Source organism: Mycobacterium sp. NGS11 (genome assembly GCF_059813315.1).
On record NZ_JCALEJ010000005.1, the window covers coordinates 158,971 to 178,839 of the forward strand.

General features: G+C 65.2%; 19 protein-coding genes and 1 tRNA gene. 8 read left to right on the plus strand and 12 right to left on the minus strand.

Going from position 1 to position 19,869, the window contains the following annotated elements:
- Window positions 1-86 precede the first annotated feature (86 nt).
- On the plus strand, window positions 87-1,301 hold the full coding sequence (locus tag AC5Y4T_RS09150) for a cytochrome P450 (protein ID WP_499952782.1): 1,215 nt from the start codon (window positions 87-89) through the stop codon (window positions 1,299-1,301).
- A gap of 2 nt (window positions 1,302-1,303) precedes the next feature.
- On the opposite strand, the gene cwsA is transcribed toward AC5Y4T_RS09150, so the two are convergent.
- Window positions 1,304-1,738: a cell wall synthesis protein CwsA gene (cwsA, locus tag AC5Y4T_RS09155; RefSeq protein WP_499917422.1), complete on the minus strand. Its 435-nt coding sequence runs from the start codon at window positions 1,736-1,738 to the stop codon at window positions 1,304-1,306.
- 158 nt (window positions 1,739-1,896) lie between these two features.
- On the opposite strand from cwsA, the gene AC5Y4T_RS09160 reads away from it, so the two are divergent.
- Window positions 1,897-2,445, plus strand: a complete 549-nt coding sequence (locus tag AC5Y4T_RS09160; protein ID WP_499917421.1) for a peptidylprolyl isomerase — start codon at window positions 1,897-1,899, stop codon at window positions 2,443-2,445.
- A gap of 25 nt (window positions 2,446-2,470) precedes the next feature.
- On the opposite strand, the gene AC5Y4T_RS09165 is transcribed toward AC5Y4T_RS09160, so the two are convergent.
- Window positions 2,471-2,896 (minus strand): PH domain-containing protein, encoded by a 426-nt coding sequence (locus tag AC5Y4T_RS09165; protein ID WP_499952883.1) that lies wholly within the window; start codon window positions 2,894-2,896, stop codon window positions 2,471-2,473.
- Between the two features lie 155 nt (window positions 2,897-3,051).
- Window positions 3,052-3,333: a cell division protein CrgA gene (gene crgA, locus AC5Y4T_RS09170; RefSeq protein WP_499917419.1), complete on the minus strand. Its 282-nt coding sequence runs from the start codon at window positions 3,331-3,333 to the stop codon at window positions 3,052-3,054.
- 129 nt (window positions 3,334-3,462) lie between these two features.
- Here crgA and AC5Y4T_RS09175 point away from each other — a divergent pair, with 129 nt between their 5' ends.
- Complete coding sequence (locus tag AC5Y4T_RS09175; protein WP_499952783.1) at window positions 3,463-4,206, plus strand: DUF881 domain-containing protein; 744 nt, start codon at window positions 3,463-3,465, stop codon at window positions 4,204-4,206.
- Window positions 4,207-4,254: 48 nt separating this feature from the next.
- Window positions 4,255-4,941, plus strand: a complete 687-nt coding sequence (locus AC5Y4T_RS09180) for an aminodeoxychorismate/anthranilate synthase component II (protein ID WP_499952784.1) — start codon at window positions 4,255-4,257, stop codon at window positions 4,939-4,941.
- Here AC5Y4T_RS09180 and pknB read toward each other — a convergent pair.
- From pknB to AC5Y4T_RS09215, 7 genes are all read right to left on the minus strand, one after another.
- Entirely contained in the window at window positions 4,919-6,799 is a 1,881-nt protein-coding gene (gene pknB / locus AC5Y4T_RS09185; RefSeq protein WP_499952785.1) for a Stk1 family PASTA domain-containing Ser/Thr kinase, read from the minus strand. The genes AC5Y4T_RS09180 and pknB overlap by 23 nt on opposite strands.
- Window positions 6,796-8,079 carry a serine/threonine-protein kinase gene (locus AC5Y4T_RS09190; protein WP_499952786.1) on the minus strand — a complete coding sequence of 428 codons (1,284 nt, stop codon included), beginning with the start codon at window positions 8,077-8,079 and terminating at the stop codon, window positions 6,796-6,798. The genes pknB and AC5Y4T_RS09190 overlap by 4 nt, the downstream gene beginning before the upstream one ends.
- Window positions 8,076-9,554, minus strand: coding sequence for a D,D-transpeptidase PbpA (pbpA, locus tag AC5Y4T_RS09195; RefSeq protein ID WP_499917414.1), 1,479 nt, complete (start codon window positions 9,552-9,554; stop codon window positions 8,076-8,078). Before pbpA ends, AC5Y4T_RS09190 begins: the two co-directional genes overlap by 4 nt.
- Window positions 9,551-10,957 carry an FtsW/RodA/SpoVE family cell cycle protein gene (locus AC5Y4T_RS09200; protein ID WP_499917413.1) on the minus strand — a complete coding sequence of 469 codons (1,407 nt, stop codon included), beginning with the start codon at window positions 10,955-10,957 and terminating at the stop codon, window positions 9,551-9,553. Before AC5Y4T_RS09200 ends, pbpA begins: the two co-directional genes overlap by 4 nt.
- On the minus strand, window positions 10,954-12,462 hold the full coding sequence (locus AC5Y4T_RS09205; RefSeq protein ID WP_499947219.1) for a PP2C family protein-serine/threonine phosphatase: 1,509 nt from the start codon (window positions 12,460-12,462) through the stop codon (window positions 10,954-10,956). The genes AC5Y4T_RS09200 and AC5Y4T_RS09205 overlap by 4 nt, the downstream gene beginning before the upstream one ends.
- 52 nt (window positions 12,463-12,514) lie before the next feature.
- Window positions 12,515-12,982, minus strand: coding sequence for an FHA domain-containing protein FhaB/FipA (locus tag AC5Y4T_RS09210; protein ID WP_007771646.1), 468 nt, complete (start codon window positions 12,980-12,982; stop codon window positions 12,515-12,517).
- A gap of 124 nt (window positions 12,983-13,106) precedes the next feature.
- Window positions 13,107-14,768 (minus strand): FHA domain-containing protein, encoded by a 1,662-nt coding sequence (locus AC5Y4T_RS09215; protein WP_499952787.1) that lies wholly within the window; start codon window positions 14,766-14,768, stop codon window positions 13,107-13,109.
- Between the two features lie 253 nt (window positions 14,769-15,021).
- Here AC5Y4T_RS09215 and AC5Y4T_RS09220 point away from each other — a divergent pair.
- Window positions 15,022-15,104: transfer RNA gene (locus AC5Y4T_RS09220), tRNA-Leu, on the plus strand.
- A 77-nt stretch (window positions 15,105-15,181) separates the two neighbouring features.
- Here the strand turns inward: AC5Y4T_RS09220 and AC5Y4T_RS09225 are convergent.
- Both AC5Y4T_RS09225 and AC5Y4T_RS09230 read right to left on the minus strand, forming a co-directional pair.
- Window positions 15,182-15,541 (minus strand): nuclear transport factor 2 family protein, encoded by a 360-nt coding sequence (locus tag AC5Y4T_RS09225; RefSeq protein ID WP_499947221.1) that lies wholly within the window; start codon window positions 15,539-15,541, stop codon window positions 15,182-15,184.
- Between the two features lie 56 nt (window positions 15,542-15,597).
- The gene (locus tag AC5Y4T_RS09230; protein WP_499917409.1) at window positions 15,598-16,092 is read right to left on the minus strand and encodes a DinB family protein; all 495 of its coding nucleotides are present in this window, start codon (window positions 16,090-16,092) and stop codon (window positions 15,598-15,600) included.
- A 297-nt stretch (window positions 16,093-16,389) separates the two neighbouring features.
- On the opposite strand from AC5Y4T_RS09230, the gene AC5Y4T_RS09235 reads away from it, so the two are divergent.
- The 3 genes from AC5Y4T_RS09235 (at window position 16,390) to AC5Y4T_RS09245 (ending at window position 19,390) form a co-directional block, all read left to right on the plus strand.
- On the plus strand, window positions 16,390-16,998 hold the full coding sequence (locus tag AC5Y4T_RS09235; protein WP_499917408.1) for a GNAT family N-acetyltransferase: 609 nt from the start codon (window positions 16,390-16,392) through the stop codon (window positions 16,996-16,998).
- A gap of 125 nt (window positions 16,999-17,123) precedes the next feature.
- Window positions 17,124-18,956, plus strand: a complete 1,833-nt coding sequence (locus tag AC5Y4T_RS09240) for a putative alpha/beta hydrolase (protein ID WP_499917407.1) — start codon at window positions 17,124-17,126, stop codon at window positions 18,954-18,956.
- Window positions 18,957-18,958: 2 nt separating this feature from the next.
- Window positions 18,959-19,390, plus strand: coding sequence for a hypothetical protein (locus tag AC5Y4T_RS09245; protein WP_499917406.1), 432 nt, complete (start codon window positions 18,959-18,961; stop codon window positions 19,388-19,390).
- Window positions 19,391-19,869 lie beyond the last annotated feature (479 nt).

A 19,869-nucleotide genomic window follows, 5' to 3' on the forward strand; every position in this document is an offset into this window, starting at 1 on the left:
TCCGCGCTCGACGTCTGCCGCGACCGCCCCTCAACTTTCCCGCGACCCATTGACCGCCGGGGCGAGAGGCACCGAGCCTGAAGCGCATGACGGTCTTGGACAGCGCAACCCGGTTCTTCGGCAGCGAGGCGATACAGGATCCCTACCCGCTGTATGACCGGATGCGCGCCGAGGCATCCGTGCACCGGATCGGCGACTCGGTGTTCTACGCCGTGTGCGGTTGGGATGCGGTGCAAGAGGCCGTGGAACGGGTCGAAGACTTCTCGTCGAACCTGACGGCGACCATGGTCTTTCACGAGGACGGCACCGTCACACCGCTCGACATGGGATTGCCCGGAGCCCCGATGCACGCGTTGGCCACCGCGGACGACCCTGTGCATGCGCTGCATCGCAAGCTTCTGCTGCCGCACTTGTCGGCCAAACGCGTGCGGATCATCGAGGAATTCGCCGTCGGAACCGCGGACCGGCTCTGGGAAGAGAACCTGCGCGACGGCCAGATCGAATGGATGAGCGCCATCGCCAACAGGTTGCCGATGATGGTGGTCTGCAAGCTGCTGGGCCTGCCCGACGACGACGCCGACAAACTCATTCGGCTCGGCTATGCCACCACCACACTGCTCGACGGGATCGTCACTCCCGAACAGGTCACGCAGGCCGGGCTGGCCGCGATGGAGCTGTCCGGCTACGTATTGGAGCATTTCGAAAAGGCCAGCGGCAAGCCAGATTCCGGGTTGATGGGCGACCTTGCGGCGCGCTGCGCCTCGGGGGAACTCGAGCAACTTCCGGCGTTGGGCATCATGCTCACGCTGTTCAGCGCCGCCGGCGAATCGACCGCATCGCTGCTGGGCAGCGCGGCGTGGATCCTCACCGACCGTCCCGCAATCCAACGGCAGCTTCGCGAGAACCCGGAATTGCTAGGCGCTTTCATCGAAGAGACCTTGCGGTTCGAGCCGCCATTTCGCGGTCACTACCGCCACGTGTGGCGCGACACCACGCTAGGAGGGGCCCAGGTGCCGGCCAACTCCCACCTGCTGCTGATGTGGGGAGCGGCCAACCGCGACCCGGTGCACTTCGAGGCCCCAAACGAATTCCGCCTGGACCGCACCGCCGCCAAGAGTCATCTGAGCTTCGGCAAGGGCGTGCACTTCTGCGTTGGAGCCGCACTGGCCCGGTTGGAAGCCACCATCGTGTTGCGCATGCTGCTGCAGCGCACCACCTGGATCGATGCGGCCGATATCGGGGAATGGCTGCCGAGCATCCTGGTCCGGCGCCGCGAACGGTTGGGGTTGGTCGTGCGGTGACCCTAGGGACGCGGCTGCACGTCGACGCTGGGCGGCCGCGACTGCGGCTCCTGAGGCTTCGCGCGCACGGAGCGCCGGACGACGCTGAACGCGGCGGCGCCCCCGACCAGGACCGCGACGGCGACCCCCGCGAGAACCAACGGGCGCTTTCCGCGACGCTGCGCGCGGCGCGCGTCCTGTAGCGCTTGGGGCAAGCTCGTGACCACTTCCTGTGCGGCGGCCAGCTCCTGGGCCAAGGTTTCCTGGGCAGAGGCGAGGTCCCGGGCCAGCCGCCCCTCTTGGTAGCGGCGGCGCAACTGCGAGGCGGTCGACCGCGCGGACTGAACACTCAGCCCGACAACTCCCCGGGTGACGTCCACAGGTCCCTGCGCCGAATAGGTCAGGCCGCGGGAAAGTCGCTGCCGCGGGGTCAGCCGGGAATCCATCTTCGCCCTCATTCGTCGCCTCTCTGTCCCGCCGATTGAGCCTGCCGTGGCGCCGGCCGGTTTCTGAACAGACTGCCAGCATAGGGACGTCGGCGTCCGCGGTGTGTACTCGCCGCGATTTGGGCGGGATTCGGCGTGGGTGACACCGCGTGCGGCGACGCCCGCCCGTAGTGGCAGACTCTCATGCCGTGACCAACAGCCCCTTTCAGACTGCTACCGCCACGCTCCACACCAACCGCGGCGACATCAAGGTCGCCCTCTTCGGAAACCACGCGCCCAAGACCGTCGCCAACTTCGTCGGCCTGGCACAGGGCACCAAGGAGTACTCGACGCAGAATGCATCGGGAGGCTCCTCCGGCCCCTTCTACGACGGCGCGGTCTTCCACCGGGTGATCCGGGGCTTCATGATCCAGGGCGGCGACCCGACGGGAACCGGTCGCGGCGGCCCGGGCTACAAGTTCGCCGACGAATTCCACCCCGAACTGCAATTCGACAAGCCCTACTTGCTGGCGATGGCAAACGCCGGCCCGGGCACCAACGGCTCGCAGTTCTTCATCACGGTGGGCCAGACCCCGCATCTGAACCGTCGCCACACGATCTTCGGTGAAGTGACCGACGCCGAGTCGCAGAAGGTCGTCGATGCGATCGCGACGACCGGCACCGACGGCAACGACCGCCCCACCGAGCCGGTCGTCATCGAGTCGATCACGATTTCCTGAACCGGGCCGGTAGGACGGGCGCAGGTCAGTCCCGCTGACGGCCCGCGTAGCCGGCTGCCGTCAGTGCGTCGAGCACGCCTACCGGGTCCGTCCCCAGGTCCCAGCGAGAGAACAGCACCAGGTCGCCGTCGGCCGTCTCGACCTCGAGCAACCGCACCTTGCGGCCGTAGCGGCGGAACTCGATGATGCGGATGATCTTGATGCCGGAATGCTGCAATACCTGCGTCCGGAACCAGCCGCGCAGCATGAGGCCACCGGGCGTGATTGCCAGCTTGGGACGCGCATGCCACGACACGCCGGCAAACAAAATCAGACCTGCCGCGGCAACGCCCGCAAGAATCCGGCCGGGCGGGTCTGTGACCACGGTCACAGCGGCGATAGCCATCAAAACGCCCGCGGCTCCACAACCAGCGATTCCGGCCGCGTGCGGCTCCCATTGTGTTTGCTGCATGCGCTTCTTAACCCCTCCCACCACTGCCTATGCAGTTATCCACATCAGCTATCAACAGTGGGGATAAATCACACGCGTGTGATTGGGTGGCCGGATAGTTGCTGACGCTGTGTCGAATTAGGCCGAAAATGAATTCATTACGCCGACCGTCCTGGTCAGTGCCAGCGCATCGTGAGCAACAAGCCGGTGATCATGAAAGCGAACGCGATGGCGTAGTTCCACGGGCCCAATTGCGCCATCCAGTTCAGGGCGGTCGGCGCGTTGCTGCCGACCGCGGCCAACTGGAACACCATCAGCCAGACCAGACCGATCAGCATGAGGCCGATGAATAGCGCGACGAACCACACGCTCGATGGTCCGACCTTGACTTTCACCGGGGTGCGGCTGACCGAGCTGACGGCGAAGTCGTTCTTCTTGCGGACCTTGGACTTGGGCATGATTACCTCGCGGATTACCTCAACGACACGGTGAGCGGGACGGGGTGCAACGATAAACACTGCAACTGCACCCATGGCTTGGCTACGAGACTAACTCACCTGCAACGGTGACCAGGAAATGGAGACGCGATGACGCAGACGCGCCGGTCGCCATGGCGCTTCGGCGTCCCGGTCGTCTGTCTGCTAGCCGGACTTCTGCTCGCCGCCACCCACGGAGTCTCCGGCGGCGCCGAAATCCGCCGCAGTGATGCCCCGCGGCTGGTGGACCTGGTCCGCGAGACCCAGTCTTCGGTGAACCGGCTGAATGCCCAGCGCGAAGCCCTGGCGGGCAAGATCGACGCCGCGCACGGGCGGTCGCCGGATGCGGCGCTCGCGGCGATGCTGCGGCGCTCCGCCCAGCTCGCCGGCGAGGCGGGGATGAGCCCGGTGCACGGACCGGGCCTGGTGGTCACCCTCGCGGATGCGCAGCGCGACGCCAATGGGCGGTTCCCCCGGGATGCATCCCCTGACGACCTGGTGGTGCATCAGCAGGACATCCAGGCGGTGCTCAACGCGTTGTGGAGCGCCGGCGCCGAGGCTATCCAGATGCAGGATCAGCGGATCATCGCCACATCGGTGCCGCGCTGTGTCGGCAACACGCTGCTGCTCAACGGGCGCACCTACAGCCCGCCGTACACGATCACCGCGATCGGCAACGCGGCGGCCATGCAAGCCGCCCTCGCCGCCGCCCCCCTGGTGGTCCTGTACAAGCAGTACGTCGTCCGCTTCGGCCTCGGCTACCAAGAAGAGGTCAAGTCCGACGTGCAGGTCGTCGGCCATTTCGAGCCCGAGCGGCTGCATTCCGCGCGGCCCGACGGCCCGATCGGCTACTGACGCCCGCTGACCGTCATCGGCACGGCCATCGGACGGTAACCTGGCACGATGCGGATCCTGGTCGTCGACAACTACGACAGCTTCGTGTTCAACCTGGTGCAGTACCTCGGCCAGCTCGGTCTGGACGCTGAAGTCTGGCGCAACGACGACACCCGCCTGTCCGACGAGGCCGCAGTGGCCGGTCAGTTCGACGGGGTGCTGCTCAGCCCGGGGCCGGGCACCCCGGAGCGCGCGGGCGCGTCCATCCCGATGGTTCGGGCGTGTGCCGCCGAGCGGACTCCGCTGCTCGGGGTCTGCCTGGGGCACCAGGCCATCGGCGTCGCATTCGGTGCGACCGTCGACCGCGCCCCGGAACTGCTGCACGGCAAGACCAGCAGCGTCCACCACAGCAATACCGGTGTGCTGCAAGGACTTCCGGATCCCTTCACGGCGACCCGCTACCATTCGCTGACCATTCTGCCCGAGTCGCTGCCGCCCGTGCTTCAGGTCACGGCTCAGACCCGCAGTGGCGTGATCATGGGCGTGCGGCACACCGAACTGCCGATTCACGGCGTCCAGTTCCACCCGGAGTCGATCCTGACCGAGGGCGGTCATCGAATGCTGGCGAACTGGCTCGCCGATTGCGGGTGGGAGCGTGACGACACATTGGTGCGGCGGCTCGAGAACGACGTGCACGCCGCGGTGCGGCCGTACTTTCCGGCCGACCCGACCGCTACTGACCGAACTTCAGCGTGATGATGCCGTCCCGGTTGACCCCGGAGCCGGCCGGCGGGTTCTGATAGACCACCCGATGGGACTGGGAGCCGCCGGCGTCGACGTCGGCGCCCTTGTCCAGAATTCCCGTCCAGCCCAGCGCGCGTAGCCGCGGTTCGGCGTCGGTCCAGAACATGCCGGACAGGTCGGGCATGACGAACTGATTGCCCTTGGACACCTGCAGCTCGATCACCGAGTCCACCGGAACCATCTGTCCCTTGGGTGGATTGGTCCCGATCACCTCACCGGCCGGGCGGGTGCTGTCCACCTGCACCTGGGTGACCTTGCTGAATCCGTAGACGGTCAGGTTCTTCTGTGCGATGTCGACGGTTTGGCCCGCGATATCGGGAACCTGCTTGGTCTCCGGCCCCGATCCGACAATGAGCGTGACAACGTTGGTGATCGCCGACGTCTGATTGGCCGGCGGGTTGGTCCCGATCACCTTGCCCAGCAGTTCCGGGGTCGACGGGGAATTGGCCTGCTTGAACTTACTGAAGCCGGCGGCCTTCAGCTTGCTGACCGCGTCGGAGTAGCTCAGCGAGGAAACGTCGGGCACCTCGCGCTGCTCCGGCCCGGTGGAGACGTTGATGGTGATCTCGTCGCCCGCGTTGACCGACGCGTTGGCGCCCGGATCGGTGCCGATGACATGGTCGGGCGGGATGGCCGAATCCGGCTTCTGCAGGGTGCGGGTCTTGAAGCCGCGATTCTGCAGCGCCGCGATCGCATCGGCGGACACTTGCCCGCGCACGTCGGGCACCTGCACGTCACGGGTATTGCCGCCGAAAGTGTTGAAAGCAATGACGACAACGATCGTCAGCACCGCGAGCGCGGCCACCGCGACAATCCAGCGGCCGACCGAGCCGACGCTGCGGTCCTCGCCCGCGTCGGCGAGAACCTGACGGGGCAGCGGGTCGGTCCGAGACGGGCCGGAGTTGCCCACGTTGGCCGACATCAGTGAGCTCCGGTCGGCGTCGGTAAGCACCTTGGGCGCCTCGGGCTTCTCGCCGTTGTGCACCCGAATCAGGTCGGCACGCATCTCCGCCGCGGTCTGATAGCGGTTGTCGGGATTCTTGGCCAGCGCCTTGAGCACCACGGCGTCGAGGTCGGCGGAGATGCCTTCGTGCCGCTGCGACGGCGGGATCGGGTCTTCCCGAACATGTTGGTAGGCAACGGCCACCGGCGAGTCACCGGTGAAAGGTGGTTCGCCCGCGAGGATTTCGTAGAGAACGCAACCCAACGAATACACATCGGAACGAGCATCGACGGCGTCACCGCGAGCCTGCTCGGGGGAGAGATACTGCGCGGTTCCGATTACCGCGGCGGTCTGGGTGACGCTGTTGCCGCTGTCGGCGATCGCGCGGGCGATGCCGAAGTCCATCACCTTGACCGCGTTGGTGGTGCTGATCATGATGTTGGCCGGCTTGACGTCTCGGTGGATGATGCCGTTCTGGTGGCTGAAGTTCAGCGCCTGGCACGCGTCGGCGATGATCTCGATGGCCCGGCGCGGTGGCAGGGGGCCGTCGGTGTGCACGATGTCGCGCAGGGTTACCCCGTCGACGTACTCCATGACGATGTAGGGCAGCGGCCCGGTGGGCGTTTCGGCCTCGCCGGTGTCGTAGACGGCGACGATCGACGGGTGATTCAGCGCTGCGGCGTTTTGCGCCTCACGCCGGAAGCGCAGGTAAAAGCTCGGGTCGCGGGCCAGATCCGCGCGCAGCACCTTGACCGCGACGTCGCGATGCAGTCGGACGTCACGGGCCAGGTGAACCTCGGACATACCCCCGAAGCCGAGAATTTCGCCCAGTTCGTAGCGGTCGGACAGATGCTGCGGCGTGGTCATTGCGGTGTTCCGTGTCGGGCCGGCACGTTGTCGAAGCCGGAGGCCCCTATTGTCCCGGCATCGGGCCAATTAATTCGCATTTCGGGACGGGCCCCAGCACCGCTCGGAGTCTTGGTCGGCGGCGGCCCCGAGGCGGGCGGTGTACCCGTGTCGGTCACCGTCGGCGGCTGTTGCTGCTGATCCGCCCGCGAATTGATGACTATCAGCACCGCAATGATGATTGCCAGCGCGCCGAGCACACCGGCAGCCCACAGCAACGCGCGCTGACCAGAGGAGAAGGTGCGACGGGCAGGGGGCGTGCGGTGGCCGCCGGTCGTCGGCCGCGAGCGACGGGGCGCGGCGCTTCGGCTCGGGGACACCGCGGCGGCGCGGGTGGTCGGGCTGGACGGAATGGCTGCCGGCGAGGCCCGGCCGGCGGGCGGTGTCGCGCTGGGCCGCGGCGGGCGACGGCCGGCCCGCACCGCGGCCACGGCGTCGGCGAACGGCCCGCCGCTGCGGTACCGCATCGCCGGGTTTTTCACCAGCGTGATCTCGATGAGTTCGCGCACGTTGGGCGGCAACTCCGCGGGCAGGGGCGGAGGCGGTTCCTTGATGTGCTTCATCGCCACCGTCAGGGCACCGTCACCGGTGAACGGCCGCTTGCCCGATACCACCTCGTACCCGACGACGCCCAGCGAGTACACGTCGCTCGACGGGGTGGCGTCGTGGCCCAGGGCCTGTTCCGGCGCGATGTATTGGGCGGTGCCCATCACCATCCCCGTCTGGGTCACCGGAGCGGCGTCCACGGCCTTGGCGATACCGAAGTCGGTGATTTTCACCTGACCCGTGGGGGTGATCAAGATGTTGCCGGGTTTGACGTCGCGGTGCACCAGGCCGGCGGCATGCGCCACCTGCAACGCACGACCGGTCTGCTCGAGCATGTCCAGTGCGTGCCGCAGCGACAGTCGGCCGGTCCGTTTGAGCACCGAATTCAGCGGCTCGCCGTTGACGAGCTCCATCACCAGATACGCAGTCCGGCCCTCCCCGTCCAGCTGGCTCTCGCCGTAGTCGTGGACGGCCGCGATGCCCGGGTGGTTGAGCATCGCGGTGGTACGCGCTTCGGCGCGGAACCGCTCGATGAACTCTGGATCCTGGGAGAACTCCTGCTTGAGCACCTTGACCGCGACGCGCCGGCCCAGCCGGCTGTCTACCGCCTCCCACACCTGACCCATGCCGCCGGTGGCGATCAGGCGCTGCAGACGGTATCTGCCGGACAGCGTCACACCAACTCGCGGGCTCATGGTCCTCCCTGTAGCGCGGCCTGGATCACAGCCCGTCCGATCGGCGCGGCGAGTGCACCCCCCGTCGCAGACAGGCGGTCGGCGCCATTCTCCACCAACACCGCCACAGCGACCTTCGGGGTCTGTGCGGGCGCGAAAGCGATGTACCAAGCGTGCGGCGGTGTATGCCGCGGATCGCTGCCATGCTCCGCGGTACCAGTCTTCGATGCGATCTGCACGCCGGGAATGGCCCCTTTCTGCTGTGCGACCTTCTCGGCGCCGACCATCAGCTCTGTCAGCTTAGCGGCGACCTGCGGCGACACGGCGCGCCGCTGCTCATACGGTGCCGTGGTGCTGATCGTGGTCAGGTCGGGCCCCTTGAGGCTGTCGATCAGGTAGGGCTGCATCGTCACCCCGTCGTTCGCGATGGTCGCGGCGATCTCGGCGTTCTGCAAGGGCGTCAGCGCGACGTCCTTCTGGCCGATGCTCGACATCCCCAGCGCCGCGGCGTCCGGGATGATCCCCACGGTCGACTCCGCGACTTGCAGCGGGATGACGCTCGGCGTGCTGTCCAGACCGAACGAGCGCGCCATGTTGCGCAGCGCATCGGATCCGGTGAGTAGCCCGAGCTGGACGAACGCGGTGTTGCAGGACAGGGCGAACGCCTGCCGCAGGGACACCGTCGGCTCGTTTCCACACGGCTCGCCGCCGTAGTTCTCCAAACTTGCGGTGCTGTTGGGCAACGGAATGGAGGGTGCGGCGGTCAGCTGTTCGGTGTCGGAGGCGCCGGCCTGCAGCGCCGCCGCCGTGGTGATCACCTTGAAGGTGGACCCCGGCGGGTATGTCTCGGAGATCGCGCGGTTGGTGAGCGGATTGTTCGGGTCGTCACGCAGCTTCTGCCACGCCTGCGCCTGGACTTCGGGATCGTGCGACGACAGCAGGTTGGCGTCATAGGACGGGGATGACACCATCGCCAGAATCTTGCCGGTCGCCGGTTCGAGGGCGACGACGGCGCCCTTGCACGGCGGTCCGCCGCAGTCCTGTTGCATCGCATCCCAGGCGGCCCGCTGGACCCGCGGCTTGAGCGTGGTGTCGACATTGGCGCCCCGCGGGTCGCGGCCGGTGAAGAAGTCGGCCAGCCGGCGGCCGAACAGCCGCTCGTCGGACCCGTTCAACAGTGGATCTTCGGCGCGTTCCAGACCGGTGCTGGAATAGCGCAACGAATAGAAGCCGGTCACGGGGGCGTACTCCGCCGGGTTGGGATACACGCGCAGGAAGCGGTAGCGGTTGTCGGTGGCGACCGAATAAGCCAACAGCTGCCCGCCCGCCACAATCTGGCCGCGCTGGCGCGAGTACTCATCGAGCAGAACCCGCTGGTTGCGCGGATCGGCGCGCAACGAGTCCGCGGCGAAGACCTGCGTCATCGTGGCGTTGATCAAGAGCAACACGATCAACGCCATCACGGTCACCGAGATACGGCGCAGCGAGGCGTTCATACTTTCTCGATCACCTCGGTGCTGGCCGCGGCGATCGACGGCTTGCGGGCGCGGGTGCGCAGGGGACGACGGGCGCTGTGCGAGATCCGCGCCAGTATGGCCAGCAGCACGTAGTTCGCCAGCAGGGATGAGCCGCCGTAGGACATCCAGGGAGTCGTCAGCCCCGTCAGCGGAATGAGCTGGGTTACCCCGCCGACGACAATGAACAGCTGAAGGGCCAGGGTCGACGCCAGGCCCGCGGCCAGCAGCTTGCCGAAGCTGTCACGGGTGGCGATCGCCGTGCGCAGGCCCCGCACGATGACGATCGTGTAGAGCATCAGGATGCTCGCCAGGCCCACCAACCCCAGCTCTTCGCCGAACGCGGCGATGATGAAATCGGTTGACGCGGCGGGCACCGTATCCGGCTGACCGTTACCGAGGCCGGTCCCGAAGATCCCGCCGGTGGCAAAACTGAAGAGCGACTGGACGATCTGGTAGCCGCTGCCGTCGGGGTCGGAGAACGGGTCCCACCACATCTGTACCCGCACGCGGACGTGGGCGAAAATGTAATACGCGACAACGCTTCCCGCGGCGAACAGCACCAGCCCGATACCCACCCAACTGAAGCGTTGGGTGGCGAGGTAGACCACCACCAGGAATGACGTGTACAGCAATAGCGAAGTGCCAAGGTCCTTTTCGAAGGCCATTACGCCGACCGAGATCACCCACGCCGCAAGCAGGGGCGCGAGGTCGCGGGGCCGGGGCAGCGTCAAACCCATGAAATGCTTGCCAACGCTGGTGAACAGGCCGCGCTTGGCGATCAGCACCGCGGAGAAGAAAATCAGCAGCAGGATCTTGGAGAACTCGGCGGGCTGAATTGAGAAGCCGGGCAAGCGAATCCAGATTTTGGCGCCGTTCTGTTCGGACAGCGATGCCGGCAACAGGGCGGGAATCACCAGAAAGATCAGGCCGGCCAGGCCGCATATGTAGCCGTAGCGCGCAAGCTGCCGATGGTCTTTCAAAAACGTGACCACCAGGGAAAAGGTCACGACGCCGATCAGGGTCCACAGCATCTGCTGGGTCGCGCTGGGGTGGTGCCGGCCGCTGAGCTGATTGGTGACCAGATCCAATCGGTGAATCATCACCAGGCCAAGGCCGTTGAGTAGTGCCACTATTGGCAGCAATAGCGGATCGGTGTAGGGCGCGAAGCGCCTGATGGCCATGTGCGCCGAGCCGAATACGACAAGGAACACCAGCCCGTAGCTGATGGCGGTCCAGTGCAGATCGCGCTGTTGGTTGGCTTCGACGATCAGCAGCGCGGCGACGGTGATCAGTGCAGCGAAGCCCAGGAGCAGCAACTCGGCATTGCGCCGGGTAGGCAACGGGGGTGTGACCGCGACCGGCGGCTGCAGCTGTGTCGTCATGCCACCGTCCGGCAATCGATGCCTGGTTGAGGTGGCGGCCCGGGAAGCGCGGTCACTGGCTGCGACGTGGTCGTCGGGCCTGCCGGCGCGGAGTTCGCGGGGCCGTTGGCGCTCGCGCCCGGTGGGGGGCTGGGGCTCGGAGAGCCGGTGTTCGGTGGTGCTGGTGGTGCTGTCGTGCCGGATTCTGGTGTTTCGCCGCGGGTGCCCGGTGATCCGGGGGGAGACGTGGCGCGCGGAGGCGGACAGATGGGCAATAGATATTCGGCCAGCAGCTGGCGCAGCTGCGACTCGGCCTGGTCCAGGCTGCCGCCCGGCAGTCCGGTTTGAACTTGGACTTGTCCGGGGCGGCGCAGGTCTTGCAGCGTCATCAGCTGGCAATTGGCATGGCCGTCGGATTGCCCGTAGCTGACGAGAGAGAGCTCGTTCCGGGTGTTGAGGCAGCCCACCAGATAGGGATGTTGCAACTGTATGCCCAGCAGGGTGCCCTGGATTCCGCGGACGATGGAGACCCGACCGTTGTACTCGGCCACGTAATAGTTGCGCTGGATAACCCACCATCCGACGCCGAGGCCCGCCAGCACCAACAGCACCGCCAGGGCGCCGGCAAAGAACATCTTGCGCCGCGGCCACCGCGGTCGCTGCGGTGTCTCCGGTTGCGGCGCAACGCGTTTGGCAGACTCATCGCGGGGCCGAATCGCTGAGGCGCGCCCGGCCGAGGTGTTGGGCAGGGTCATCTGATCTTCGTCGCCCGACACCGCGCCGGCGAGGATCGGTTGGGTCTGCCCGTAGTCATAGTCGACCACGTCGGCGACCACTACGGTCACGTTGTCCGGGCCGCCGCCACGCAGCGCCAGCTCGATGAGGCGGTAGGCGGCCTCAGCGACGTCGGGTATCTGGAGGGCCTCGAGGATCGTCTCGTCGCTCACCGGATCGGATAACCCGTCCGAGCACAGCAGATAGCGGTCACCGGCGCGCGCCTCGCGCATGGTCAGCGTCGGCTCGACCTCGTGACCTGTGAGCGCCCGCATGATCAACGACCGCTGCGGGTGGCTGTGCGCCTCTTCCCGGGTGATCCTGCCTTCGTCGACCAAGGTCTGGACGAATGTGTCGTCCTTGGTGATCTGGGTCAGCTCCCCGTCGCGCAGCAGGTAGCCGCGCGAGTCGCCGATGTGCACCATTCCGATGCGGTCGCCCGCGAACAGGATCGCGGTAAGGGTGGTGCCCATCCCCTCGAGCTCTGGCTCGGCTTCCACCTGGGCGGCGATGGCCGCATTGCCGGAACGCACCGCGTTGTCGAGCTTGGCCAGCAGGTCGCCGCCCGGCTCGTCGTCATCCAGGTGGGCCAGGGCCGCGATCACCAGTTGGGAGGCCACCTCGCCGGCAGCGTGACCACCCATGCCGTCGGCGAGCGCGAGCAGTCGCGCGCCGGCATAGACGGAGTCTTCGTTGTTGGCGCGTACCAGGCCGCGATCACTACGCGCGGCATATCGCAGGACCAAGGTCACGGGCGTGCCCCCACGATCCCCGGTGCTCCGGCACCATCGTCGTAGGCCCGGATCACGGGCGCAACTCAATCGCCGTTTTGCCGATTCGAATCGGCGTTCCGATCGGAACTCGTACCGCAGTCGTCACCTTCGCCCTGTCAAGGTAAGTGCCGTTGGTCGATCCTAGATCCTCGACGTACCACTCCGAGCCGCGCTGAGACAGCCGGGCGTGCCGCGTCGAGGCGTAGTCGTCGGTGAGCACCAGCGTCGAGTCGTCAGCCCTTCCGATCAACACCGGCTGTCCGCTCAGCGTGATGCGGCCGCCCGCCAGCGCGCCTTCGGTGACAACCAGATAGCGGGCCGCATGCCGGCGCTGGCGTGACGGCAGCAGAGTGCTGCGCAGCGCCAAGCCGCGGCGCACCATGACGGCACCGGTGGGCGCGTAGATGTCGGTCCGAAGTATTCGCAGCACGGACCAGATGAAAACCCACAGCAGCATTAAAAAACCGGCGCGCGTCAGCTGCAGTACCAGTCCCTGCATCTGGCGTCCTTTCCGTCCTAGCGTCGCATCCCTGGCGCCCGTGACTCCGAGCACATCGGCTACGTCACGATACTTGGACGGCGGATGACACGGGGCAAAGCACGGCAGCGTTAAGCCCAGTGGCTTAGTGGATCCGGACGATGATCTCCGAATGGCCCAAGCGGATCACGTCGCCGTCGGCCAGCTGCCACTCCTGGATCGGTGCGTTGTTCACCGTGGTGCCATTGGTCGAGTTCAGATCCGACAGCAGCGCGACCTGTCCGTCCCAGCGGATTTCGAGGTGACGCCGTGACACGCCGGTGTCGGGCAACCGGAATTGGGCGTCTTGTCCGCGGCCCACGATGTTGGAGCCCTCGCGCAGTTGATAGGTGCGGCCGCTGCCGTCATCGAGCTGAAGGGTGATCGTCGTTCCACCGGCGCCGTAGCCGCCCTGGCCGTAGCCGCCGTAACCGCCCTGTTGCCCGTAGTCGGCGGACTGGCCGTAGTCGGCCTGCTGTCCGTATTCCGGTTGTTGGCCGTACTCCGGCTGCTGGCCGTAGTCGTACTCCGGGCTGGCGGTCTCCGGGTAGCCGCCGGCTTGACCGCCATACGCCCCGCCCTGCGCGTGCTCGGAGTACTGGGTGTACTCGGCGGAGCCGTAGTCCTGGCGGCCGTATCCCCCGCCCTGCTGGTAGCCCTGGTCGTATCCGCCGCCCTGCTCGGGGTAACCGGGTCGTTGTTCGGGCGGGGCGTAGCCGCCCTCGTCCTGGCGGGCCGGACCGCGACCGTAATCGCCGTAGCCGCCGTAGCCCTGCTGGCCACCGCCCTGCTGACCGCCGGGAGGGGCATAACCGCCGGCCTGCCGGTACCCCTGGTCGTAGCCCTGGCCGCCGTAGCCGCCGGGCGCGGGCGGACGCTGCTCGTAGGACTGCGGGTAGCCACCCTGTCCCTGCTCGGGATAGCCGCGCTGGTCTTGGTAGCCCTGCTGCTGAGGGGCATAGCCGCCCTGGCCCTGCTGGTCGGGGTAGCCGCGCTGGTCCGGATAGCCGCCCTGGTCCGGGTAGCCCTGCTGAGGTGCGTAGCCGCCGCCGTGTCCCTGTTCGGGGTAACCACCCTGGTCCGGGTAGCCGCCCTGCTCGGGTTGGCGGGGCGGCGGGTAGCCCTGCTGAGGTGGGTAGCCGTGCTGCTGTTCGGGTGGATATCCGCCCCGCTGGTCTGGTGGTCCCTGCGGGTCTGGGCCACCGCGCGCGTCGTCCTGCGGGCGCCCGTAGCGGTCGTCGTAGTACTCGTCGCCGGATCGGCCCGGCCCCTGACCCCCGCGGTAGCCAGAATTGTCAGTCATTGGTGCTACTCCTCGTTCTTCGCCGAACGCGTTATTTGATTGTGGCCGGACGGGGTCGTCGACCGTCGGGCGGGGCTGGACATCAGGGTTGACAGCACCGCGGGCGCGGTACTGGCCTGTGTGCAGGTTCGACGACTGCTCGAACCGAACGACCACCTCACCATACGTTTGCCACCCCTGTTCGTGGATGTAGTCAGTCAAGTACCTCGCGAAACCGCTCGACCTGAGATTCGAATCGGCGCTCACCTTCTCGAAGTCGTGCATACCGAGGGTAATGATGTATTCGTTGGGGGCCAAAAGGCGGTTTCCGTGAAGTTTCTGCACGCCGTCACGAGCCTCGCGGCATAACAGGGCTTCAACCTCTTGCGGAACGATCGATCCACCGAATACCCGGGCAAAGGCGTTGTCTACCGTCGCCTCGAGTTTGCGCTCGATCCGCGTGACCAGCCCCCGTTGGCTACTCATGTCCTACCGTTCGCGTGCACTTGCCATCAGGTATTGCCGTTGGTCGGCAAACGAATCACCCCAGCGCTGGCACACTCCCGCATCGTATCGGGACATCGTGGCGCTGCGGCACTTTCGAAATCGTGAGAACTGAATCGGCCCAGTTCAGAGCCGTGCGCGCCACCGGCCGTTCGGTGCGGTACGGCTTCGGATCCCGCTTCGCCGGTTCGAGAATCGGGCCATTAGAGTGATATGGTCCATCGGTTGTTTTTCCGGGCGAGTGGCGGAATGGCAGACGCGCTGGCTTCAGGTGCCAGTGTCCTTCGGGACGTGGGGGTTCAAGTCCCCCTTCGCCCACACTGAGCGGTTCGACGACAGGTCACGGCCTCGAAAGGGGTCGTGACTTTCGTTTTTGTGGAACTGCATTCGCCTCGCTACGTACCGGCGAGGCGATAGGTTCCGTGTCCCTCGACGATCGCGCCGTCGCGGAACGTCAAGACCTCGTTGACCGGCTCGCCGATCTGGTTGCGATACGCGATGACGATCGTGTCGATGCCTTGGTAGACGCCTTCGACGGAGAACCTCAGATCCGGCATGCGTGCCAAGGCCCCTGTCCAGTACTGGCGCAAGGCTGCCTTGCCGCGGACCACGCCCTGCGTTTCCGGGAAGAGCTCGGCTGCCACCGGCGATGTGAATACGACGTCGTCATGAAAGTCGGCGAGGACGGCTTCGACGTCGTGAGCGTTCCAGTTGCGCACCCACCGTTCGCTGAACGCGACCGCATCGACATGCATGTCGGCACTGTAGCGCCGGGATTCAGCGACGCTTCTAGCCGAACGCCGGGTCGGGGTCATAGTTGGCGACGAATGTCGAGAAGATGGTGCTGCACTTCGTGCGCGGTGTGCACCGCGACCCAGCGTAACGACCGCTCACTGGTTTCGGGGTAGTGATAGACGAGCGTGCGGTCCCAGTCATCGGCGGAAAGCCGGGCTAGCACATTGCTGAATAGCGTTGCGGCGTCGGCCAATTGACGAGCAACTCCGACGGGATCCTGCTCGTTGTAGCCGTCGTGCTCGGCGCGTACCTCGCGACCCATGGACGCGCAGTCGGCGCCATTGACCCGCCGCGCCGCGAGCACCCGCTCGCGTTGCACGAGCAGCACATCGCGTAGATGGCACCCGTACTCCAGCGGAGACCACACGTCGGGCCGCGCACGCAACCGTACGTCGCCGTCACTACAAAGAAGCGCACCGACTTCGGCTGCCCCTTCGCGGATGTCATCGCCGGCGGTTGCGGCACGCCGCAGGTCATAGCTGAAACCGCATTCGGCGCAGGGGCCCGTCACGGGATCATCATTTCAGACCGGACCTTGAGCGTCCGCACCAAACGGTGAGAGTGACGGCACGATTCAAACCTGTTGTGGCTGTGGTGATTGCCAGCAGGCCCAGGCCCACAGGATGCGGGCCGCCGATCGCCGGCGCGATCGGGCGGCTGATGGCCTCGACCGAGATTGAGACACGCCACCCAAGGGCGGGGCAGGGTAGCCTAACCTAATTTGACGCGGTAGGGTCCGACCCGTGACGTTGACTAATCCCCCTCGACCCCGCGCCGTCGACGATCAACCGCTCGGCACTCTTCCGTCGTGACCGGCGTACCTGTAGCCGCGCTCCCCCGCGAGCTCACCCATATCTCCGAGGCGGTCCGCCAGGTTCCTCCTCCGCCGGTTCCAGAATTGTTGCCGCCAAACATGATTCGCGTCGCCGACCCCGACGGAGCAGACGCAGAGATCGTGGCGGAGTGGATGAACCGCCCGCACCTGGCCACCACCTGGGAGTACGACTGGCCGGTGACCCGTTGGCGCAAACACTTGCGAGCACAGGTCGACGGCGCCTACTCGCGGCCGCTGATCCTCAGCATCGACGGTGTGGACCGCGGCTACTTGGAGATCTACCGGGCCGCCAGGGACTCGATCGCTCGGTGCTACGACAGCCAGCCACACGATCTGGGACTGCACGGGGCAATCGCAGACGAGGAGCTGATGAACCGGGGCCTTGGTCCCCTGATGCTGCGCAAGGTCATCGCGAGCCTTCTGGTCAAAGACCCTGCGTGTCAACGGATCATGTTCGATCCAGACCACCGCAACACGACGGTGCGCCGCCTCTGCGAGTCGCTGGGTTGCGAATTCCTCGGCGAACATGACATGCCGAATCGGCGGATGGTGCTGTACGCGCTGGAGCGCTCAACTGCTTAACCGGGCTCCGCGAGCAGAGTGAATTGACCCGCGTCCAGTGATAAGTAACGTTATGGGCAGCTCAGACGGTTGGAAATTTCTGCCCGCGATGAGATGCCCGCAGCTCGCTAGCCCTCAACGGTGTCATGGGACTTCCCTACATAGATAAGAATGCGCTGATCGCTGAAGCTGGCGGCGACCCATGGGCGATCAACGCGAGTCTGCAGGCCGGCAGCCCTCTGCAAATTTCCAATCTAGCCAAGGCATTCCATCGCGCAGGCCGATGCACTGCGGAATCCGACAACGCTTTCCAGCAAGCCCTCACCCGCTTTGAAGCCGCCTGGAATCACCAGGATGGCGGTCATCCGATCAACGACTCCGCAGAAGTTCAACGGGTCGTGCAATCCCTGGGCGCGCAGTCCTTGCAACTGCCCAAGATCGGTACAGATCTTGAAAACATCGCTGCGGCATTGGCCGATGCACAAAAGGCAGGCGGCGCGCGGATCACCACCCTAGATGCGCAGCTGAAAAACATTTCAGACTCGGTAGTCCACGCTGTGGCGCTGCTAAACGACACCAGCCTCAGCGGCGCCGATAAGGACGCGATACATGCCTTCATCAACACCTGCGAAGACGACGCCCTGCGCGACACCAAGGCGGCACTGGCTGCACTGCAATCAATTCGCAACGGCTATTCCGACGGCCTGCAGAAGTCGCTGACCAATCTTCACGCCGAAGGGTACGACGGTGCGCCACTCCACGGTGCCGACGCTGACGGCGTCGCTCCGCCGTCTCCCGACCAGCAAGCCGCCTTGGCCGACATTCGCCAAGCCATAAAACAGGCGGTAGCGGACCAACTGGCCAAGGTGCGCGCTGCGCGAGACGCGCTGAACAAAGCCGCGGCGGACCTCTATATCCACGGTCCAGGCTCGCCGGAAGGTGATGCCGCCAATGCCAGGCTGCCCAAACTGAAGGCAGACCTTAAGGAAGCACTCGACGGCCTGCGCAAGATACCCGACTACGACGGCATCGACCCCGCATCGATAAATGTCACTCCCGACGGGCATTTCATGTTCACCTACGACGTCAACGGGCAGTCCGTACAAGCTTTCGGCCAGCTCAAGAACGGCACGGGTGAGTTCTTCGACCAAGCCACCGGTACGTACTACACCTTTAACGGCGGCAAGTTGACCGGCATGCGCACGCCGGACCCCGGGCAGGTGCAGGCCACGCCCGAACCGCTATGGACCGCCATCACCCTTGCCGTCGGTGGGCCAGGGCTGAAGGCAGGCGGGGAGGCACTTTTACAGGGCGCGAAAATGCTGTTCGGCCGTGAAGCTTTCGAGGGACTGACATCGGAAAGTCTGGCGGCCCAGAGCCTCAGTGGCACACAGCTGCGTGAGGCTTTTGATCTCCCCCCGCGCAGCACGCCTGGGATCGGCGGTGAACCCGTTCCCGGCACTCACCCGCTTGAGCCGCCCTCAGTAGAGCATGCGCCCCCAGCCGACGCGCCCGTCGAACACGCGCCCGCGGCGCCTCACGTCGCGGTGTCAGATGCTCCGCCGCCGGTGGTTGATCCAGCGCATCCGGAATTTCATCTCGACGATCCGCTCAAGTACATGCCACCGGACTTGCGAGCGCTATCTGAACAACACCTGACCGGGAGCGGCGAAACCGTTCTGGGACCATATAAAAACCCGTTGGGGGGACCTTCGTACATCGATTTCGCTCAACAGCGTGGCGCAAGCTACTTCGACATCGGGGACGCATGGAATTCGGCCACACCCGTTGAGCGGCTCGCTGCTAATCAGCATGTCCTCGACATTGCAATCGCAAATCGGGACACTATTAAACTGTCGACTTCTATCGATAGGATTTTAGACAATACATATACGGCTGCGGAACTTAACTACCTGAAGGCGCACGGATACCAAGTAATAGATGGCTATACCCTCGTACCACCGAAGATCGGAGGATAGCGATGAAGACACTGTTAGAATTCATCGTCCATTATGCAGGCTTTCTTTACCTCAACCCCAGGTATAGGATCACAGACTCGTCTACCCGTGGCCTCGAGGACATTGATGCATCAATTTCGTTTTCCAGTGAACGGCTCAAATGGGATATCGTGAATGACCGCGGCATAATTTACCTGGCAGCAGTACCACTATTTCAAGATGGCTCCGATTGGTTTGCGCTTTCGCTCATTCGCCAGTACTTGGAGCGGAGCGACGACGCAGGACAGGGCCAGCCAGTGGAACAGGCCAATTGGCTGTCGCAAAACCTGAACCATGTTGAGCAGCTATTCGCGGACAAGTCAACCGCAGCCCGCGTGTGCGACGAGCTGACTGCTTTACGCCGCGCCAACTCATCCAAAAGGTGGGGATGGCCGAAACCAGACGGCGAGGGCTAGCTACATTTACAGCCGGCAATCTAGGGAAAACCGATCGCAAAAGCTTTACGTTCTCTGTCGGCGTCGTGCAGCAGTCGATTCACGTTACCCGAAGGAGCGCGATAATAGTGAAAACCCTTCTAGAATTCTTTCTACGGTATTTCGATTTCCTGTATCTAAGTCCCGACTACCGCATTACCGACTCGACCACTTCAGGAAGCCCATCTATTAACGCTTCCCTGAGCTTGGCTGGGCCGGTCGTCAGCTGGGATCTTTCCAACGACAGGGGTTAGGTTCGTTTTGCCGTTGCACCAACCAAGTTGGCAACGGTGCCAGATAACTGGTTTCGGATACCGCTAGTCCGGCAGTACCTGGATGGCTTCGATGAGATGAGCTCCGTATCTTCAGAGGAAACAGCAGCTTGGATTCGCGAAAACTTGGCACGCCTCGTACAACTTTGTAGTGACGCAGAGACGGACCGATCGTGTCAGGAACTTCTA

Bases quoted from the DNA above. Each gene is read 5' to 3' on its own strand.
- AC5Y4T_RS09150 (WP_499952782.1), top strand. From the start codon at position 87: ATGACGGTCTTGGACAGCGCAACCCGGTTCTTCGGCAGCGAGGCGATA.
- cwsA (WP_499917422.1), bottom strand. From the start codon at position 1,738: ATGAGGGCGAAGATGGATTCCCGGCTGACCCCGCGGCAGCGACTTTCC.
- AC5Y4T_RS09165 (WP_499952883.1), bottom strand. From the start codon at position 2,896: ATGCAGCAAACACAATGGGAGCCGCACGCGGCCGGAATCGCTGGTTGT.
- crgA (WP_499917419.1), bottom strand. From the start codon at position 3,333: ATGCCCAAGTCCAAGGTCCGCAAGAAGAACGACTTCGCCGTCAGCTCG.
- AC5Y4T_RS09175 (WP_499952783.1), top strand. From the start codon at position 3,463: ATGACGCAGACGCGCCGGTCGCCATGGCGCTTCGGCGTCCCGGTCGTC.
- AC5Y4T_RS09180 (WP_499952784.1), top strand. From the start codon at position 4,255: ATGCGGATCCTGGTCGTCGACAACTACGACAGCTTCGTGTTCAACCTG.
- pknB (WP_499952785.1), bottom strand. From the start codon at position 6,799: ATGACCACGCCGCAGCATCTGTCCGACCGCTACGAACTGGGCGAAATT.
- AC5Y4T_RS09190 (WP_499952786.1), bottom strand. From the start codon at position 8,079: ATGAGCCCGCGAGTTGGTGTGACGCTGTCCGGCAGATACCGTCTGCAG.
- pbpA (WP_499917414.1), bottom strand. From the start codon at position 9,554: ATGAACGCCTCGCTGCGCCGTATCTCGGTGACCGTGATGGCGTTGATC.
- AC5Y4T_RS09200 (WP_499917413.1), bottom strand. From the start codon at position 10,957: ATGACGACACAGCTGCAGCCGCCGGTCGCGGTCACACCCCCGTTGCCT.
- AC5Y4T_RS09210 (WP_007771646.1), bottom strand. From the start codon at position 12,982: ATGCAGGGACTGGTACTGCAGCTGACGCGCGCCGGTTTTTTAATGCTG.
- AC5Y4T_RS09215 (WP_499952787.1), bottom strand. From the start codon at position 14,768: ATGAGTAGCCAACGGGGGCTGGTCACGCGGATCGAGCGCAAACTCGAG.
- AC5Y4T_RS09225 (WP_499947221.1), bottom strand. From the start codon at position 15,541: ATGCATGTCGATGCGGTCGCGTTCAGCGAACGGTGGGTGCGCAACTGG.
- AC5Y4T_RS09240 (WP_499917407.1), top strand. From the start codon at position 17,124: ATGGGACTTCCCTACATAGATAAGAATGCGCTGATCGCTGAAGCTGGC.
- AC5Y4T_RS09245 (WP_499917406.1), top strand. From the start codon at position 18,959: ATGAAGACACTGTTAGAATTCATCGTCCATTATGCAGGCTTTCTTTAC.